The organism is Streptomyces afghaniensis (assembly GCF_044327915.1).
GTDB lineage: Bacteria > Actinomycetota > Actinomycetes > Streptomycetales > Streptomycetaceae > Streptomyces > Streptomyces afghaniensis.
In genome coordinates this window covers 660,898-677,350 of the sequence record NZ_JBIRGJ010000004.1, presented here as the reverse complement: position 1 = coordinate 677,350, position 16,453 = coordinate 660,898, and the positions used below count along the sequence as shown (strand labels likewise).

Annotated in this window: 17 protein-coding genes and 1 pseudogene; 7 read left to right on the top strand and 11 right to left on the bottom strand. The window is 70.3% G+C overall.

Features of this window, described 5'->3' with window-relative positions; all coding sequences use genetic code 11:
* Positions 1–4: 4 nt before the first annotated feature.
* From ACH4G3_RS17575 to ACH4G3_RS17565, 3 genes are all read left to right on the top strand, one after another.
* Positions 5–2,014, top strand: coding sequence for a dipeptide/oligopeptide/nickel ABC transporter permease/ATP-binding protein (locus ACH4G3_RS17575; protein ID WP_397625308.1), 2,010 nt, complete (start codon positions 5–7; stop codon positions 2,012–2,014).
* Positions 2,007–3,008, top strand: coding sequence for an ABC transporter ATP-binding protein (locus tag ACH4G3_RS17570; protein WP_397625307.1), 1,002 nt, complete (start codon positions 2,007–2,009; stop codon positions 3,006–3,008). Before ACH4G3_RS17575 ends, ACH4G3_RS17570 begins: the two co-directional genes overlap by 8 nt.
* 102 nt (positions 3,009–3,110) lie before the next feature.
* Positions 3,111–4,346 (top strand): GNAT family N-acetyltransferase, encoded by a 1,236-nt coding sequence (locus tag ACH4G3_RS17565; RefSeq protein ID WP_397625306.1) that lies wholly within the window; start codon positions 3,111–3,113, stop codon positions 4,344–4,346.
* 56 nt (positions 4,347–4,402) lie between these two features.
* On the opposite strand, the gene ACH4G3_RS17560 is transcribed toward ACH4G3_RS17565, so the two are convergent.
* From ACH4G3_RS17560 to ACH4G3_RS17550, 3 genes are all read right to left on the bottom strand, one after another.
* Positions 4,403–6,094, bottom strand: coding sequence for a hypothetical protein (locus tag ACH4G3_RS17560; RefSeq protein WP_397625305.1), 1,692 nt, complete (start codon positions 6,092–6,094; stop codon positions 4,403–4,405).
* A gap of 110 nt (positions 6,095–6,204) precedes the next feature.
* The gene (locus ACH4G3_RS17555) at positions 6,205–6,696 is read right to left on the bottom strand and encodes a hypothetical protein (RefSeq protein WP_397625304.1); all 492 of its coding nucleotides are present in this window, start codon (positions 6,694–6,696) and stop codon (positions 6,205–6,207) included.
* Entirely contained in the window at positions 6,693–9,083 is a 2,391-nt protein-coding gene (locus tag ACH4G3_RS17550; RefSeq protein WP_397625303.1) for a molybdopterin oxidoreductase family protein, read from the bottom strand. Before ACH4G3_RS17550 ends, ACH4G3_RS17555 begins: the two co-directional genes overlap by 4 nt.
* A 238-nt stretch (positions 9,084–9,321) precedes the next feature.
* Between ACH4G3_RS17550 and ACH4G3_RS17545 the strand changes: the two genes are divergently transcribed.
* On the top strand, positions 9,322–10,149 hold the full coding sequence (locus ACH4G3_RS17545; protein WP_397625302.1) for an SAM-dependent methyltransferase: 828 nt from the start codon (positions 9,322–9,324) through the stop codon (positions 10,147–10,149).
* Positions 10,150–10,237: 88 nt separating this feature from the next.
* Here the strand turns inward: ACH4G3_RS17545 and ACH4G3_RS17540 are convergent, their stop codons facing one another.
* Positions 10,238–11,152, bottom strand: a complete 915-nt coding sequence (locus ACH4G3_RS17540; protein ID WP_397625301.1) for a helix-turn-helix domain-containing protein — start codon at positions 11,150–11,152, stop codon at positions 10,238–10,240.
* A gap of 122 nt (positions 11,153–11,274) precedes the next feature.
* Entirely contained in the window at positions 11,275–11,505 is a 231-nt protein-coding gene (locus ACH4G3_RS17535; protein WP_397625300.1) for a DUF397 domain-containing protein, read from the bottom strand.
* A gap of 316 nt (positions 11,506–11,821) precedes the next feature.
* Here ACH4G3_RS17535 and ACH4G3_RS17530 point away from each other — a divergent pair, with 316 nt between their 5' ends.
* Together ACH4G3_RS17530 and ACH4G3_RS17525 are read left to right on the top strand one after the other, a co-directional pair.
* Positions 11,822–12,280 carry an ATP-binding protein gene (locus tag ACH4G3_RS17530; RefSeq protein WP_397625299.1) on the top strand — a complete coding sequence of 153 codons (459 nt, stop codon included), beginning with the start codon at positions 11,822–11,824 and terminating at the stop codon, positions 12,278–12,280.
* A gap of 28 nt (positions 12,281–12,308) precedes the next feature.
* Complete coding sequence (locus tag ACH4G3_RS17525; protein WP_397625298.1) at positions 12,309–12,854, top strand: hypothetical protein; 546 nt, start codon at positions 12,309–12,311, stop codon at positions 12,852–12,854.
* A gap of 64 nt (positions 12,855–12,918) precedes the next feature.
* Here ACH4G3_RS17525 and ACH4G3_RS17520 read toward each other — a convergent pair whose 3' ends face one another.
* The 5 genes from ACH4G3_RS17520 to ACH4G3_RS17500 form a co-directional block, all read right to left on the bottom strand.
* Positions 12,919–13,092 (bottom strand): hypothetical protein, encoded by a 174-nt coding sequence (locus tag ACH4G3_RS17520; RefSeq protein ID WP_397625297.1) that lies wholly within the window; start codon positions 13,090–13,092, stop codon positions 12,919–12,921.
* Positions 13,093–13,141: 49 nt separating this feature from the next.
* Positions 13,142–13,627 carry a site-specific integrase gene (locus tag ACH4G3_RS17515; RefSeq protein WP_397625296.1) on the bottom strand — a complete coding sequence of 162 codons (486 nt, stop codon included), beginning with the start codon at positions 13,625–13,627 and terminating at the stop codon, positions 13,142–13,144.
* Positions 13,628–13,796: 169 nt separating this feature from the next.
* On the bottom strand, positions 13,797–14,003 hold the full coding sequence (locus tag ACH4G3_RS17510) for a hypothetical protein (protein ID WP_397625295.1): 207 nt from the start codon (positions 14,001–14,003) through the stop codon (positions 13,797–13,799).
* 190 nt (positions 14,004–14,193) lie between these two features.
* Positions 14,194–14,679, bottom strand: a complete 486-nt coding sequence (locus tag ACH4G3_RS17505) for a cupin domain-containing protein (RefSeq protein ID WP_397625294.1) — start codon at positions 14,677–14,679, stop codon at positions 14,194–14,196.
* A 224-nt stretch (positions 14,680–14,903) separates the two neighbouring features.
* Positions 14,904–15,155 (bottom strand): nickel-binding protein, encoded by a 252-nt coding sequence (locus tag ACH4G3_RS17500; RefSeq protein ID WP_397625293.1) that lies wholly within the window; start codon positions 15,153–15,155, stop codon positions 14,904–14,906.
* Positions 15,156–15,346: 191 nt separating this feature from the next.
* Between ACH4G3_RS17500 and ACH4G3_RS17495 the strand changes: the two are divergent.
* Positions 15,347–16,017, top strand: a pseudogene (locus ACH4G3_RS17495) (IS5 family transposase).
* Here ACH4G3_RS17495 and ACH4G3_RS17490 read toward each other — a convergent pair.
* A complete protein-coding gene (locus tag ACH4G3_RS17490; RefSeq protein ID WP_397625292.1) occupies positions 16,014–16,349 on the bottom strand; it encodes a hypothetical protein in 336 nt (111 codons plus the stop codon). The pseudogene ACH4G3_RS17495 and the gene ACH4G3_RS17490 sit on opposite strands and share 4 nt — an antisense overlap.
* Between the last annotated feature and the right edge of the window lie 104 nt (positions 16,350–16,453).

Sequence of the window (16,453 nt, the reverse complement as noted above, 5' to 3'; positions counted from 1 at the left end):
GGACATGCTTCAGAAAGCCACATCCGAGACGGGCGATACGCCCGTACGCCGCCGGTGGTTCACCCTGCTGCTCCGGGACCGGTTCGCCTGCGCGGCGACCCTCGTCCTCCTCCTGGTCGCCGTGTGCGCCGTCCTGGGACCGCTGCTGGCCGGGGAGCTGGCGACCGGTCAGAACCTGCGGGCCCCGGGCCGGCCTCCCTTCAGCCTCGACCACGGCTGGGCCTTCGTCCTCGGCAGCGACTCCCTCGGCCGGCCCGTCGCCGCGCGGCTGCTGACCGCGGCCGGGACGACACTGGCCGTGGCGGTGCCGGCCGTGCTGTGCTCACTGGTGATCGGCTCGGTGTGGGGCATGTGGGCCGGGTATCACGGCGGTTGGCGCGAGAACGTGTCGCTGCGGGTGGCCGACGTGATCCTCAGCTTCCCCTCCCTGCTGCTGGCCGTGGTGGTGCTGTACGTGTTCTCGCCGAGTGCGGCGAGCATCGTGCTGGTGCTGGCCGTCGCCCGGATCCCCGTGTATCTGCGCACGGCCCGGGCCGAGGCGGCGGAGCTGCGCAGCCGGCTGTTCGTGGACGCGGCCCGTACGTTCGGCACGGGCAGCTGGGCGACCATCCGCCGGCATGTCGCGCCGAGTGTCCTGCCGACGCTGCTCACCGTCGCCGCGCTCGACTTCTGCTTCGTGATGCTGGCCGAGTCGTCGCTGAGCTTCCTGGGCATCGGCATCCAGCCGCCGGACGTCAGCTGGGGGTTGATGGTGGCCCAGGGGCGGCAGGAGTTGCAGAGTTCGTGGTGGATCGCACTTTTCCCGGGGCTCGCGATCGTCCTCACGACCGTCTCGGCGACCGTGCTCGCCTCCTGGGCCCGGATGACGACGGACCCGGGGCAGCGGTGGCGGGAGGGCGTACGGCGGAGTGGGCGGCGTGCCCGGTGGTCGCGCGCGGCTAACGCGGGCCCGGCAACTCGTGGCCCTGCCGTCGCCGCACCGGACACGACCGCCGCTCCCGTCGGCAGCCGTCCCGCCGGCACCGAACGGTCCACGGCGGCCGACGTCCTGGTCGTTGACGGCCTGTCCGTCGACGTCCACACCCCGGCCGGACCCGTCCACGTCGTCCGCCGCGTCGGCTTCTCCGTGCGGTCGGGAGAGACGCTGGCGCTGCTGGGCGAGTCGGGCTGCGGCAAGAGCATGACCGCGCACGCCGTCGCCGGCCTGCTCGACCCGGTCGCGCAGGTGGTGGGCGGGCAGGTGCGCCTCGACGGCGAGGACCTGCTCGGGCTCGGGGCACGGGCCCGACGCCGGCTGGCCGGCCCCGGTGTGGCCATGGTCTTCCAGGACGCGCTGAGCGCGCTCAACCCCGTCCTCACGGTCGGCACCCAGCTCGCCGAACCGTTCCGCATCCACGAGGGCGCGTCCCGGCGCGCGGCCAAGGCCAGGGCGGTGGAACTGATGGAACGCGTGGGCATCCCCGAGGCCCGGTCCCGGGCGGACGCCTATCCGCACCAGTTCTCGGGAGGGATGCGTCAGCGCCTGCTGATCGCGACGGCGGTCGCCCTGCGGCCGAAGGTCCTGATCGCCGACGAGCCCACGACGGCACTGGACGTCACCGTGCAGGCGCAGATCATGGACCTCCTCGGCGAGTTGCGCGGCGAACAGCGGACGGCTCTCGTCCTCATCACGCACGACCTCGGGCTCGCCGCCGAACACGCGGACCGGGTCGCCGTCATGTACGCGGGGACGGTGGTGGAGACCGGGCCGGTCACCGAGGTGTTCGGCAAGCCCCACCACCCTTACACACAGGGCCTGTTGGCGTCAGTACCGGCCGAGCAGCACCGGGGCTCACGCCTGAGTTCCATCCCGGGGAGCCCGCCGGACCCGGGTGCGGTGCCGGCCGGCTGTGCCTTCCGTACGCGCTGTCCCATGGCCCGGGAGCGTTGTGCCACCCACCGTCCGGCGCTGACCGGTACCGGGGCCGGCCGGGCGGCCGCCTGCCACTTCGGGAAGGAACTGGCCGATGCCTGAGCACGGGGCACTGCTGGAGGCCACCGGTCTGGCCAAGAGCTTCGCGGTCCGGCGGACCGTGCGAGGCGGGACCCGGCTGCGGGCACTGGACGGGGTGGACCTGACCCTGGGGCGCGGGGAGACCCTCGGTCTCGTCGGCGAATCCGGGTGCGGCAAGTCCACGCTGGCCAGGGTCCTCCTGCGGCTGGAGCGGCCGGACGCGGGCACCGTGCGGTACGAGGGAGTCGATCCATTCGCCTTGTCGGGTGCGGAACTGCTCGCCTGGCGCCGAAAGGTGCAGATGGTCTTCCAGGACCCGTTCGGTTCGCTCAACCCCCGTCTGTGCGCGGCGGATCTGATCGGCGAGCCCTGGCTGACCCACCGCGGTCTCGTACCCGCGTCGAAGCGGGCGGCCAGGGTGGCCGAGCTGCTGGAGATGGTCGGCCTGCGCCCGTCGGACGCGAGCCGTCATCCCCACGAGTTCTCCGGGGGACAGCGGCAGCGCATCGGCATCGCCCGCGCCCTCGCGCTGGAGCCGGAGGTCATCGTCTGCGACGAACCCGTCTCCGCGCTGGACCTGTCGGTGCAGGCGCAGGTGCTCAACCTCCTGTGCGACCTGCGCGACGAGCTGGGGCTGTCGTACGTGTTCATCTCGCACGACCTGTCCGTGGTGCGGCACCTCGCCGACCGGGTCGCCGTGATGTACCTCGGCAAGATCGTCGAGACGGGCCCGACGGAGGAGGTCTACGAGCGGCCGCGCCACCCGTACACGGAGGCGCTGCTGTCGGCGGCCCCCTCCCCCGCGGCCGGTGGCGGACGCGAACGGCAGCGCATCGTGCTCACCGGGGAGATCCCCTCACCGGCCGACCCTCCGTCCGGATGCCGGTTCCGGACCCGGTGCCGGCGGGCGCGGGACCTGTGCGCCGAGGAGCTCCCCGCGCCTCCGCCCCCGGGGCCCGTCCACGGGGCGGCATGCCACTTCCCTCTGGAGGAGACACCGCCGGTGACTGTCTGACGGGACAGCCGTAATTCGTTTGACCGGGCCTCTGGTCAACGCTGCACTGTGGCGGGACATCACGAGTCGTGGTGCCGGTATCCCGAGGAGGCAGCGGCAGCAATGGAGATCCGTTCCACGACCGACAAGGATGTCGACGTCTTCGTCGACACGGTCCATGCCGCGTTCGGCCGCTTCCCGGAAACTCCGGTCGAGGGCGGCGGGCTCTGGTGGTCGGCGCTCGAAATGGACCGCTGCCTGCTCGCCCTGACGGCGGACGGGCGGCCCGTCGGCACCGCCGCCGCGCACCTTTTCGAACTCACACTGCCCGGTGAGGCCATCGTCCCGGCCTCAGGGGTGACCGCCGTCGGCGTCCTGCCCTCCCACCGGCGCCGAGGGGTGCTCAGCACGATGATGCGGCACCAGCTCACCGAGTTGCGGGCCCGAGGAGAATTCCTCTCCGTGCTGCTGGCCTCCGAGGCACCGATCTACGGCCGGTTCGGCTACGGACCGGCGACCTATACGCAGCGGCTGACGGTGCCGCGCCACCGGGCCGCCCTCGCCGATCCCCGGGTCCGCACCGTGGCGGGCGCCCCAGCGGCCGGCGGCTCGGACGACGAGTCGGTCGAGGTACTGCGGCGTGCCGAGTGCGGCGAGATCCTGGAAGAGGTGTACGACCGGTATCGCCGCGCCCAGCCCGGCGCGCTGTCCCGGCCGCACCGCTGGTGGGCCCTGCGCGCGGGGCAGCCCCCGATCTCGCCGGCGCCGCGCTACGTCGCCGTCCACCGGGACGCCGACGGCGTCCCGGACGGGTACGCCAGCTACTCGATCGACGACACCAACACCTTGACGGTCGACGAGACCATCGCCACCGACGACGCCGTCTTCACGGCCCTGGCCCGGTTCGTACTCGGACACGACCTGGTCACTCAGGTCGTGTTCAAGCACGTCCCGCCCGAGCACCCGCTGCGCTGGCGGCTCGCGGACTTCCGCGCCGGCCAGGTGAGCGACGACATGGACTGGCTCTGGGTGCGGCTCCTTGACATCCCGCAGGCGCTGACCGCACGTGGCTGGTTCACGGACGGCGAACTCGTCCTCGACGTCGACGACCCGTTCCTCGGCGAACACGGCCGCTACCTGCTGACCGTCCGGGAAGGCAAGGCCGACTGCCTCCCGACGGACCGGGAGCCCGACCTGTCCCTGGACGTGCGCGACCTGGGCTCGATCTACCTCGGCGGCACCGCCCCGAGCACGCTCGTACGTGCCGGACACGTCCTGGCCCACCGCCCGGACGCGGCCACCCTCGCCGACGCCCTCTTCCGCGCCGACCGTCCCCCGCACTGCCTGCACTGGTTCTGACCGCAGCGGCCGGGCTGGAACAGGGTGGGGTGGATCGTCGTGTACGGCGTCGTCCTTCAGTGGCAGCACCCGTCGGCCGACTGAGCCTGAGCACCGGGCGGCGCGGTTTCCAGGCGGCAGAAGCACGACGCCTGGATCGGGACGTCGGCCAGCGCGGTCGCCATCTTGAGCTGCTGGGCCACCAGGGCCGCTTCGGCGGTCTTGCCCGTCCGGAGCAGGCACTCGTGGAAGCCGTGCAGGGACCAGACATTGCCGGGGTGCTGGAGGGGGCGGGGCAGGGTGTCGTCGAGGCCGAGGTCCGCGCGGTAGACCGCCTCGGCCTCCGCCACCCGGCCCTGTTCCAGCAGCAGGGCGCCGTAGGCGTGGCGGGTGGGCTGCATCCAGCCCCAGGGCTCGTCGTAGGGGAGGCCGTCGTCCAGTTCGATGGACCGCTCCAGGGCCGCGAAGGCGAGGTCGTGGTTGCCCCTGCGGTATTCGAGCTCTCCGTCCAGCATGGCCGCCGCGACGGCGAGGATGTCGCGGCAGGTGTTGTTGAACAGCGTCCGCGTCTCGGGCACCCGGCCCACCGCCGCGCGGAACAGCTCGCGTTCGGCCTCCGCCCGGGCGGTTTCGCCGGTGGCGGAGAGGGCGACGCCGCGAGCGTAGTGGCGCATGGCGGTGGTCACCGCGTAGAGCTCCGGGTCGGCGGGAGCGGGCAGGCCGAGGATGTCGTCCCAGCGGCCGAAGCGGATCAGTACGTGGACGCGCATGGCGAGGAAGCCCTCCAGCCAGTCGGCCATCGGGGGGCTCTGCACGCGCAGCAGGTCTTCGGGGATGGCGGCTTCCAGCTGGGCGGCGGTGTCGAGGGCGACCTGTGCCTGGCCGAGGAACATGGCCCCGTAGATCTTGAAGTGGTAGTTGTGCGCCCGGTAGAGGGTGTAGAAGTTCATCGCGCCGACCCGCCGGTGGAACTTCTCGTCGGCGGCGATCGCGTCGCTGTTGGCCGCGACGACCCGGCGGTAGTCGCCGCACAGGACGTCGAGGTGCGAGGGCATGTGGTGCAGGTGCCCGGCGTCGGGCACGATGCCGCGCAGCCGGTCGGCGACGGTGAGAGCCTGTTCCGGTGCCGGGGACATCTCCATCAGGTGGATGTAGAGGTGCAGGACGCCAGGGTGCCGCGTACCGGCATCGGTCCCGAGCGCGCCGTCCAGCACGGCTTTTGCCTCCAGGGTCCGTGCGCCCTCGGCGGGCTGCCCGGTCACCAGGTCCCACAACTGCCAGGGGGTGAGGTTCATCAGGGCGTCGGCGTACAGGGTGGCGATGTCCGGGTCGTCGGGCGCCAGTTCGTACACCGCGCGCATGGCGTCCGCGTACGGCTCGTTCCACACGGAGCAGTCCTCGACGGCCTCCGGCTGCGGGTAGCGGGCCCGCAGCGCGCCGATGAGGGCCTGTTCCACCCGTGTGGCGTGCACGGCTTTGACGTGGGCCCTTTCGACCGCGTCATGCGTTCGTTCGACGGTCCGCACCAGCTCGTCGTCGTCGAAGAACTCCCAGGGCTTGTTGTAGTTCGGGCCGAGCGCGTAGGCGATGCCCCAGTACGCCATGGCACACTCCGGGTCCGCCGCGGCGGCCTTTTCGAAGCAGGCGACGGCTTCCTCGTGATGGAAGGCGTACGTCCACACCAGGCCTCGGTCGAACCAGAGTTGGGCTTCGGCGGAGGAGGTGGTGACGGGACGGCTGTGCGGGCCGAGGTCGTAGTAGTCGCCCATGGGTCTCTCCTGGAAAAGCGGCCTGGAGCCGCGAGAATATGCGTGCACGGCCCCGACGATCCGCCCGACGCGCACTCCGCCACCGATCCAGGTGGTTTCCCCGGGCCCGGTCAGACGCTGGTCAGGACCTGCGGTGCGAGGATCTTGATCTGGGTGTTGGTCCAGCGGAGCTGCCGGAGCGTCTGCGGGTGGCAGTCGGTGACCAGGGCCAGCAGCCGCTCGTCCCGGGTGGCCTGCGCCGCCTGGGCGAGCATCTCCCAGTGCAGGGAGTTGCGCGCGGCCGCCAGGTGCAGGTCGCGCAGGTCGTGAAGGAGGAGCAGGCCGGTCGCGGGGCGCCGGCCGAGTGCTTCCGACGCCTTCTCCCGGAGCGCGGCGAGCGCCCCGGGCGACGGGTTGCCGCGCGGTCCCGACAGGTCGAGGCCGTGGTCGCGGCCCGCGTCCGCGAGGCGGGCGGCGTGCTCGCGTGACCAGCGGGCGACGTCGAGGGCGACATGGTGGAACTCGTGGTCGGTGTGGTGCCGTGCGGCGGCGGCCAGCAGGTCCTGCTCCAGGTCGCGTTCGCCGTCGTGGAGGAGGCGGAGGGTGGATTCGATGCCGGTCATGTGCTGCTCCCCGCCGTCTCGGTCCGGGCGCCGGTGTCGATCGCGCGCCGTGCGACGAGAGTGACACGGGCCGCGCCGGTCTTGAACAGTGGCTGTTTGGAGACCGGGTCCCAGTCGGTGACGGTGGTCTCGTTCGCGGCGCGGCCCGGGCCGTCGCCGGGCGGGCGGTGGCCGGCCGGGGTGTCCCAGTAGCCGTAGTGGAAGGGCAGGAACACCATGCCGTCGCGGATCGCGGTGGTGCGCAGCCGGGCCCGTACCGCTCCGCGTGGGGTCGTGACCTGTACCAGGTCGCCGTCTGCGAGCCCCTGGGCCGACGCCTCGGCGGGCGAGATCTCGGCCCAGACGTCCGGCGCGGCGGCGTTCAGCTCGGGTGCGCGGGCGGTCTTGGTCCGGGTGTGGAAGTGGTACACGGTCCGGCCGGTGATCAGCTGGAGGGGGTAGTCGGCGGAGGTGTCCTCGTGGGGCGGCACGTACTCGGCGGCCTTGATGACCGCCTTGCCGTCCGGGTTGAGGGACCGGTACTCCACGGGCTCCACGCTCGCCCCGGTGACCATGTCCCTGCCGTAGCTCTCGCAGGTGTCGGGGTGGGCGTAGGCGATGCCGTCGGTGTAGAGGCGCGCGGTGCCGTCGGGGGCCTGTTCGGTGCAGGGCCACTGGATGCCGCTGCCCCCGCGCAGCCGGTCGTAGCTCAGGCCCGTGTAGTCGCAGGGGCGGCCGGCGCTGCACCGCTGCCAGGCCGCGAACGCCGACTCGGGGTCGTGCCAGGTGATCAGCGGTCCGTCGTCCTTGTCGCGGAAGTCCATGCGGGCGGCGAAGTCGAGGAAGATGTCCAGGTCGGCCCTGGCCTCGCCGGGTGGTTCGACGGCCTTCTCCGACAGGTGCACGGTGCGGTCGGCGTTGGTGAGGGTGCCGGTCTTCTCGCCCCAGGTCGCCGCGGGCAGCACCACGTCGGCGAGCTGCGCGGTCTCGGTGAGGAACAGATCCTGCGCGACCACGAACAGCCGTTCCTGGGCGAGGATCGACCGGATGCGGGACAGCTCGGGCAGGGACACGGCCGGGTTGGTGCCGGTGATCCACAGCATCCGGACCGAGCCCTGCTCGGCGTACCGGAAGATCTGCATCGCGTGCGTGGGCGGCGCGTAGTGCGGGATCGTCTCGGGGTTCACGTTCCACACGGCGGCCAGTTCGGCCACGTGCAGGTCGTTCTGCCAGTTGCGGAAGCCCGGCAGGTCGCCGTCCGCGCCGCATTCGCGGGTGTTCTCGGCGCTGGGCTGCCCGTTCATCTGGAGCAGTCCGCGGCCGGGGCTGCCCAGCATGCCGCGGATCAGGTGCAGGTTGTTGACCTGGACGGCGGCCGCGGTGGCCTGGTGGGACTGGTAGACGCCCTGGAGGACCGTGGACAGCAGCCGCTCGGCGGTGCCGAGGATCTCCGCGGCCCGCTCGATCTGCGCGGCCGGCACGTCACAGATCCCGGCCGCCCACCTGGGGGTGCACTCCTCGACCACGGCCTCGAGCTCCTCGAAGCCGACGGTGTGCGCGTCGACGTAGGCCCGGTCGACGCGGCCGGTACGGATGATCTCGTGCAGCAGCGCGTTGAGGAGGGCGACGTTCGTGCCGGCTCGCGGGGCCACGTGGACGTCGGCGCGCCGGGCGACCTGCGTGTACCGCGGGTCCACGCACACGAGGCGGGGCGGGTCGCTCCCCTCCAGGCGGTCCAGGAGCCGCATCCACAGGACGGTCTGCGTCTCCGCCATGTTGTGCCCGAACAGGGCGACGGTGTCGGCGTGGTCGATGTCCTCGTAGGAGCCGGGCTGCCCGTCGCAGCCGAAGGTCTCCTTGAGCGCCTCGGCGGCGGTCGCCGTGCACAGCCGGGTGTTGCCGTCCAGGTGGTTGGTGCCGATGCCGGCGCGGGCGAGGACGGCCAGGGTGTAGTACTCCTCCAGGAACAGCTGCCCGGTCGTGTAGAAGCCGATCGAGCCCGGTCCCTCGTGGTCCAGGAGGTGCCGGGTCCGGGCGGTGATCCGGTTCATGGCGGTGTCCCAGTCGGACTCCACCAGCCGGCCGTTCTCACGGACCAGGGGCCTGGTGAGCCGGTCCGGAGAGGCGTTTGCCTGCCAGCCGTAGAGGTCCTTGGGGCCCAGGCGCCCACGGTTCACCCGGTCCTCGGCCCGGCCCCGCACTCCCACGATGCGGCCCTCGCGCACCGCGATGTCCATCGCGTCGCCGTTGGAGTGCAGCAGCGAGGCGGACTGCACCCACCGCTCCACGTCCTGCTCTGCGATCCCGGCCCGCAGGTGCGTGTCCGTCCGGGACGGCCAGGGCGCGCCGGGGGCGTAGGGGGTGCGCGCACCCCAGGGATCCGCGATCCGGTCGGCCGAGGTGTCCATGGTCCCACCTCCCACAGGAGAACGTCCCGTGGCGGGTACCCCGCCGGTGGCCTCAGAAGTCCGGTGACGCTGAGTGCACAAGCTGGCCACAGAGGGCACACGCCGTCGCGGGAGGCGATCATCCGGTCGTTCGATCGTGGGCACCTTCGCCACTGGGCTGGCAGCGGCCAACTCCCCCTCCCTAGGATGTACTTCCTGTCCAGCCAGTCCGTTGGCGCGGCACCACGCAGGGGGAACGATGCACTCCGAGAAGCAGTTGTCCACCGAGATCGACGCGAACGTGCCGACGGCAGCGCGCATGTACGACTACTACCTGGGCGGCAAGGACAACTACGCGGCCGACCGTGCCGCGTGCGAGGAGCTCGACAAGGTCGTGCCCAGCACGCGCCGCCTGGCCCTGAACAACCGGCGCTTCCTCCAGCGTGTCGTGCGGACCCTGTCCGAGGAGCACGGCATCCGGCAGTACCTCGACCACGGATCCGGCCTGCCGACGCAGGACAACGTGCACCAGGTCGCCCAGCGCATCGACCCCACGACCCACGTGGTGTACGTGGACAACGACCCGATGGTGCTGGTCCACGGCCGTGCGCTGCTGGAGCAGGACGAGCGCACGAGCGTCATCCACGCGGACATGCGCGAGACCGACCTGATCTTCGACCACCCCGACACCATTCGGCTGATCGACTTCTCCGAGCCGGTGTGCGTGCTGTTCAACTCGGTGTTCCACTGCATCCCGGACAGTGACACCGACGGGCCGCTCGCGGTGGCCCGCCGCGTGCGGGAGCGGCTCGCGCCCGGCAGCTTCATGGTGATGTGCCAGCTGGTCAGCGAGGACCCCGAGGTCCGCGCCTTCGTCACGGACTTCATGGACCAGGCGACCCAGGGGCACTGGGGCCGCGTGCGCGAGGAGAAGGACGTCGCCGCGTACTTCGAGGGCCTGGAGATCCTGGAGCCGGGGCTGGTGGAGGTGTCCACGTGGCGCCCGGACACCGAGGTGGCGCCCCGCCAGCTCACGCACGAGTGGATCGAGTTCGGCGGTGTGGGGCGGATTCCCCTGGAGAAGTGACGCTTGTTCCGGTGGAGAAGCGACACCGGTGAAGTGACGCGGGTGCCTCGCGCGGGACGCGCCTCGTCCCGCGCGGGGCACTCACGCGTCAGGCGTAGCGCTGCTCCATCGTCGTGCGCAGCAGTTCCAGGGAGTCACGGGGCTTGAGCGCCTCGTCCGCGAGGCGGTCCAGCGCGATCCGGTACTCCTCCGTCTCGTCGAGGTCCTCCAGGAAGTTCGCGCTCTTGATGTGCTCCAGGTAGACCACGTCGGGCAGGTCGAGGCCACCGAAGCGCAGGTACGTGACCGGGATGGCGGGTGCCGAGGCGTTCGTGACGTTCAGCGGGACGATCTGCAAGGTCACGTTGGGGCGTTCGGCCATCTCCACGAGGTGTGCGAGCTGCTCCCGCATCACCTCGGTGCTGCCCAGGACGCGCAGCAGCACGGACTCGTCGATGACCGCCCACAGCTGCGGTGCGTCCGGCCGGAGCAGCAACCGTGCCCGGTGCCGGCGGAGTTCGACGCGCCGCTCCACCTCACCGGACGGCGCGTTCGGCAGGCCCCGCTCCACCACGGCCCTGGTGTAGGCGGGTGTCTGCAACAGGCCGGGCACGTACTGGATCTCGAAGGTGCGGATCGTGGCGGCGGCCTCCTGGAGTCCGACCAGCCGGTCGAACCACTCGGGCATCAGCCGCTTGTCGTACCGCTGCCACCAGCCCGGCTCGCCGGCGCGCTGCAACAGCTTGAGCAGCACCGAGGCCTCGTAGTCGTCGGTGCCGTACAGACGGAGCAGCGCGCGGACGTCGTTCTCCGTCGGCGGGCGGCGGCCCTTGCCGGACTCGATGCGGGACAGCTTCGCGGCACTGAAGCCGACAGCGCGGGCCGCCTGGTCCTGGGCGAGCCCGGCGTCCTCACGGAAGCCCGCCAGCTGCACACCGACCAGCATCTTCAGCAGAGTCGGCGCCGGCTCGGGCCTGTCCAGATAGGGTTCCAGACGGGAGATGCGATGCGACGCGGCGGACATCCTGACTCCCAGCAGACCGGCACAAGGGCGATTTACACTATCGCACCCCGCCGGGCGTGCTCGCATCCCCCGGAGCAGCCCCATGGAAGTGGTGAGTTGAGCTCCACTTCACCCCGCGGGCTTCACAGCAGGTGGTCGAACTCGCCGTCCTTCGCCCCGGCCAGGAACGCCGCCACTTCCGAAGCCGTGTAGACGAGTGCGGGCCCGTCGGGGTCACGGGAGTTGCGCATCGCGATGCCGCCGTCGACGAGAGGGGCGACTTCGACGCAGTTGCCCTCGGCGTTGCTGTGCCGGCTCTTGATCCAGCAGGCGTCCAACGAGCTTGCCTGCACTCCGTTCTGCACTGGTGGCACCGCGGTCTCCTTGCTGTTCTCGTTCACGTCCCGGCTTGCGTACCCAACACGGCTTGATTCTCACGCAATTTCGCGTGCAATTGCACGCGAGCGCCGTCAGCGTGGATAATAGCCGCGGCGTCAACCCCTTTGTCGGCGCCGCGTTCTGACCTCGCATCGGGGAGATGCCGTGTCATCAGCTGCGCATCACGTGCTCCGGCCGCCCAGTGGTGGGGCTGCGGCGCACGCAGGCGCACCCGCCACGAGCACCGCATTCCCGCCCGGCTCGCGGACGCTGACGTCGCGCGAGGCGGCGCCGTACGGGACCCCGCCCCCGATGCCGGAGACGATGCCGCAGCCCCCCGGTGCCCTGTCCGCCTCGGCCGCACTGCTCGTCGAGTGCAGCAGGGAGGGCTTCGCGCGCGCCCGGTCCTTCACCCGCGACACGCTGCACGTCTGGTCGCTCGACCACCGCTGCGACGACACGACCCTCGTCATCACCGAGCTCGCCGCCAACGCCGCGACGCACGCGGCGCCGGGGACGGCGGGTACGACCGGTGCGCCGGGCGTTCCGGAGATCCGGCTCGGATTCCTCCTGGACCCCACGCACCTGCTGGTCACCGTCTCCGACCCGGACGACCACCCGCCCGTGTACGCCCCGGCCGGCTCCGCCCTGGAGGAGCACGGCAGGGGGCTGTGCATCGTCGACGCCCTGTCCGAGGAGTGGGGCTGGACCCCCTGCCCTCCGGCGGGCAAGACGGTCTGGGCCAGGTTGTCGACCCGTCCACCCATCTGACACGACTGCCGCGGAAAGGCCCCTCGCCATGCGCAGCGCTTCGACGGAACACCCGAGCAGCGAGCGCCCACAGCGCCCCGAAGCCCCGTCCGGGGTCGCCCGGACCACGCCGCTCACGGCCCTGGACCGCGTGCCCTGGGGCGACATCCAGGACTCCACCGGTTCGGCGGCGGCCATTCCCCTCCTGCTCAACGGCATCGCCTGGGGTGACGCGGACACCGCCCGCTCCGCACTCGACGACCTGCGGAAGCGCATCTGTCAGTTCGGCTTCGTCGTGGAGCAGGCGACGGCCGCCACGGTTCCCTTCCTGTGGGAGCTGGCGAAGCTGCCCCAGGTGACCTGCCGCGCCCAGATCATCCAGCTGCTCAAGAACATCGCCGACGCCCGGCAGTGGGAGAGCACCGCCGCCGTCTATCCGAAGCTGCTGAACCGCCGGGAGAACCCGGTGGTGTGGGAGCGCGCGGCGCGTCAGGCGGTCCGGGCCCGGCGCGGTGAGCTCGGCCGGCTGATGGCGGACGAGGACACGGAGATCGCCCGGGCCACGACCGAGCTCGCCCGTTCCCTGGGCGCCTGACGGTATGCGGGTACCGGGCGCCGGGAGTCGTGACGCCCCGAAGCCGGTTACATCTCACAATCTCTCACAACCGCGCCGTCTCGCCGCCGTGGAAGCCGTCCCACACCGCAGCCGCCGAACGCAGATCCTCGACATCCGGGTGGACGTACTTCCTCTTCGTGAAGCCCGCATTCGTGTGTCCGGCCCACGTCGCCAGGATGTGATCCAGCACCCCTTGTTCGCGAGGTAGGTCAGGCACGAGTGCCGGGCCTCGTACAGACGCACCTTGCGTGGACCCAGGTCGGCCATTAACCGGTAGGCGTGCTGCTCACGCAACTGCCGGGTATTGACCGGCACGCGAGCTCGTCCACGACGACGAGACCGCTGTCCGTATAGGCCTCGCCAGCCGCCAACTCCTCGGCAGCCTGCCGGGCCTTGAACTTCCGCAGCGCTTCCCACACCCCCTGAGGAAGCGGCAGTGCGCGCTCACCAGCTTCCGTTTTGGCGTCCTTCTCCACCACGACCATGTTGGAGACCATCGTGCGAGTGATGGCCGTCTCAAGGGTGCCGAGCGTGAGGTCGACGTCAGTCCACCGCAAGCCGCAGACCTCGGCCGGCCGCAAACCCATCAGGCTCATCAGCAGCGGGGCGTGCAGCCGATCGTCCTGAATGCCCTTGATGAACAGCTGCACCTCAACCACGGTCCACGGCTTCTCACGCCGCCGCTCCCGCTTGTCCGCCTTACGGTCGACGAGGGAGACCCGCACGAACTTCGCGGGGTTCTCCGGGATCACCTTCCGCGTGACCGCCCCACGACACCCCGTCGTGACACCTGGCGGTGACGGCCGCCGCCCGCACCAGGCCCCGAGACAACGCCCCGCTCACCACCCTCGAGCGGGGCGCTCGTGCGTGCACCAGTCGTACGACACCGATCTCAGCTAAAGATCCTCGCCGGGGCAGCGATCAATCCGACTCCCGGCCCGGCGTCCGCTGGAACATTCGCGCCACCATCGGCCCCCAGCCGCAGATCACCATCAGCACTGACAAGAGCCCGTACCAAGGACTCAATTGCCACCCGAAGTAGAGGAAGAACACGGTCGCGGCGATGCACACCAAGAAGATTGCCGCCGTCACGACGATCATCAGCACCATCAACAGAACGACCCACATACGCGCCCCCGGTGGTGGTGTCACCCTGAGGACGCAGTCGCAGCGCGGCCGGTTCCAGCCTGCGATTGGGCTGGGTGAGCGACAGCCGAGGACCGCGTTCAGTCCTCCCACACGTCCGGCCCACCCCCACGCCACTCGATCAGCCCGGACCGGACCACGTCCGTGGGCCATCGGGAGCCACGGCGCCTCATCAGAAGATCAAACCATGCTGTGCGACAAGTGCCATGGTCGCTTCCATGTCCGCCTGTACACCATACGGACCGATCTTCCGTTCCAATTCTTCGGGGCTCACTTCGCCGTTCAGTTGATCAAACCAGCGGAACAGTTCCTCCAGCCCTCCTGGGCTGATCACCTCCAGCAACCGAGCAGGGGTGTCCCCTGCGTTCCAGAACGTGTGCCACTCGTCGCGCGGCTTGAAGACAAGGTCACCAGGCCCGGCGACAACCTCTTCGTCTCCGAATCTCGCACCGACCGATCCGTCGAGGACGAAACTGAACTCGTCCTCTTCGGTGTGCTTATGCACGGGTGCCGCAAGCACGCTCGGGGGCAGACGGTGCTCGACAAGCGTGAAGCGACCGCCCCAGTCGGGACTGTTGACCAGAAAACGGTCACCGCGCGCCCGCTCCGGCTGATAGAGCTCACCGTCCTCAGGACCCAGAATCCGACGCTCGACCATTGCACCCACTCCCTACTGAAAGGGGTCTTTGGGTTGATCTACTTCCACCATACGCACACGCCCGGATCGCGCCTTCCACGCATACGCGCCGGCCCCCGACTTCGGTAGGCGGGTAGATCACAACGGGCTGCGTGCCGGCCATGGCACCAGGCTGCGGTCCATCCCCGCTGCGGGCCCGCTCACCTGAGGCAGTCGGCGACCGCGATGGCCGCGCCGCCGGGGTGTTACACCGACAAAGGCACCGAGTGGATCTCGTCAGGCACGTTGCCGCCGGAGCGTTCGTGGAGTTGCTGGACCACTTCGGTTGACGCGGCCTCGGTGAGGCAGTAGACCGTGCCGGACTCCGGGTCCGCCCAGGCGTGCTCAAAGTGCGCGCCTACCTCTCTTTCAACCGCGAGGGCGGCCTGGCGGCCCTGCTGCAGTTGCTCAGCGGTGATGCCCTGCATTCCGTGGTGGACGTCCATGAATCGAGTCACGGGTCGGCCTCCTTCCCCGTCCGCTGGCCTGCTCCTTCTCTTCCATGGTGCGCCCCTACCGAGCGTGCGGGCCAGCTGTGACGGCCTTAAAACTCCTAACGAAATGATCTTCGAGGTGGTTGGATCGCTCTGAGGCTGCTGATCTGGGGGTGCGGGTGTCTCGGCCGAAGCCGTGGGAAGTCGACGACGAACTGTGGGCGGTGATCGCGCCGCTGCTGCCGAAGGTCGAGCGTCGGATCCGGCATCCGGGTCGCAAGCGGCATCCGGACCGGCTGGTGTTCCAGGGCATCCTGTTCGTCCTGCACACCGGGATCTCCTGGGAACACCTGCCGCAGGAACTTGGCTTCGGCTCAGGCATGACCTGCTGGCGCCGCCTGGCCGAGTGGACCGAGGCCGGCGTATGGCCCCGGTTGCACGAGGTCCTGCTCGCCGAACTCCGAGGCGCGACCTGATCACCGACGCCACGGGTATTCCGCTCGCCGCGACTCTGACCGGCGGCAACCGCAACGACGTCACCCAGCTGATCCCGCTCCTCCAGGCCGTACCGCCTGTGCGGGGCAAGCGCGGCCGGCCCCGGCGCCGCCCTGATGTGGTGCTGGCCGACCGCGGCTACGACCACGACAAGTACCGCCGCCTGGTCTGGGACCTCGGCGTGAAGCCGCAGATCGCCCGCCGCGGGACCGAGCACGGCTCCGGCCTGGGCACCCAACGCTGGGTCGTCGAGCGAGCGTTCGCCCACCTGCACTGGTTCCGCCGCCTGCGCATCCGCTGGGAGATACGCGATGACTTCCACGAAGCCTTCCTCAGCCTCGCTTGCAGCCTCATCTGCTGGCGACGGCTGAACAAGCTCCGGCCGCGTTAACGTTCGTTGTCCTGGGCGGCCCTGAAGCCGCGATCTTGGATCACCGGGAAGACTTGCTGTGTGGTGGTGATCCAGGCGTCGATGTCGGCATGGGACGACCTGATGGCGCTGATCAGCGCCTCGATCACGTCCAGCTTCGGCCTACCGACGTTCAGGCTGAGCTCGTCCATCGACACCTCTTGGTACGACATGACCAGCTGCCACCAGAACCGCATGAGGAAGCGGCATTCCTGCGGGTCACGGTCGTCTGCGAGGCGATCATGAACGACCCTCTGGACGCGCCGCCGCTGCTCATCGTCACGAAAGCCGTCGTTGAGGTCGGTCAGGGTCACGTCCGGACAGTAGCAACCGCGTTCGTTCACGACGCCTGAGTTAGCTCTCAAGTCCTCGCAGAGCATTCCGTTAGGGGTTCTTAGCCTCGTGCTGCTCGGGGCTA

What these genes read in the sequence shown, in the direction of transcription:
- ACH4G3_RS17575 (WP_397625308.1), top strand. Translation starts at nt 5, where the DNA reads ATGCTTCAGAAAGCCACATCCGAGACGGGCGATACGCCCGTACGCCGC.
- ACH4G3_RS17570 (WP_397625307.1), top strand. Translation starts at nt 2,007, where the DNA reads ATGCCTGAGCACGGGGCACTGCTGGAGGCCACCGGTCTGGCCAAGAGC.
- ACH4G3_RS17565 (WP_397625306.1), top strand. Translation starts at nt 3,111, where the DNA reads ATGGAGATCCGTTCCACGACCGACAAGGATGTCGACGTCTTCGTCGAC.
- ACH4G3_RS17560 (WP_397625305.1), bottom strand. Translation starts at nt 6,094, where the DNA reads ATGGGCGACTACTACGACCTCGGCCCGCACAGCCGTCCCGTCACCACC.
- ACH4G3_RS17555 (WP_397625304.1), bottom strand. Translation starts at nt 6,696, where the DNA reads ATGACCGGCATCGAATCCACCCTCCGCCTCCTCCACGACGGCGAACGC.
- ACH4G3_RS17550 (WP_397625303.1), bottom strand. Translation starts at nt 9,083, where the DNA reads ATGGACACCTCGGCCGACCGGATCGCGGATCCCTGGGGTGCGCGCACC.
- ACH4G3_RS17545 (WP_397625302.1), top strand. Translation starts at nt 9,322, where the DNA reads ATGCACTCCGAGAAGCAGTTGTCCACCGAGATCGACGCGAACGTGCCG.
- ACH4G3_RS17540 (WP_397625301.1), bottom strand. Translation starts at nt 11,152, where the DNA reads ATGTCCGCCGCGTCGCATCGCATCTCCCGTCTGGAACCCTATCTGGAC.
- ACH4G3_RS17530 (WP_397625299.1), top strand. Translation starts at nt 11,822, where the DNA reads ATGCCGGAGACGATGCCGCAGCCCCCCGGTGCCCTGTCCGCCTCGGCC.
- ACH4G3_RS17525 (WP_397625298.1), top strand. Translation starts at nt 12,309, where the DNA reads ATGCGCAGCGCTTCGACGGAACACCCGAGCAGCGAGCGCCCACAGCGC.
- ACH4G3_RS17510 (WP_397625295.1), bottom strand. Translation starts at nt 14,003, where the DNA reads ATGTGGGTCGTTCTGTTGATGGTGCTGATGATCGTCGTGACGGCGGCA.
- ACH4G3_RS17505 (WP_397625294.1), bottom strand. Translation starts at nt 14,679, where the DNA reads ATGGTCGAGCGTCGGATTCTGGGTCCTGAGGACGGTGAGCTCTATCAG.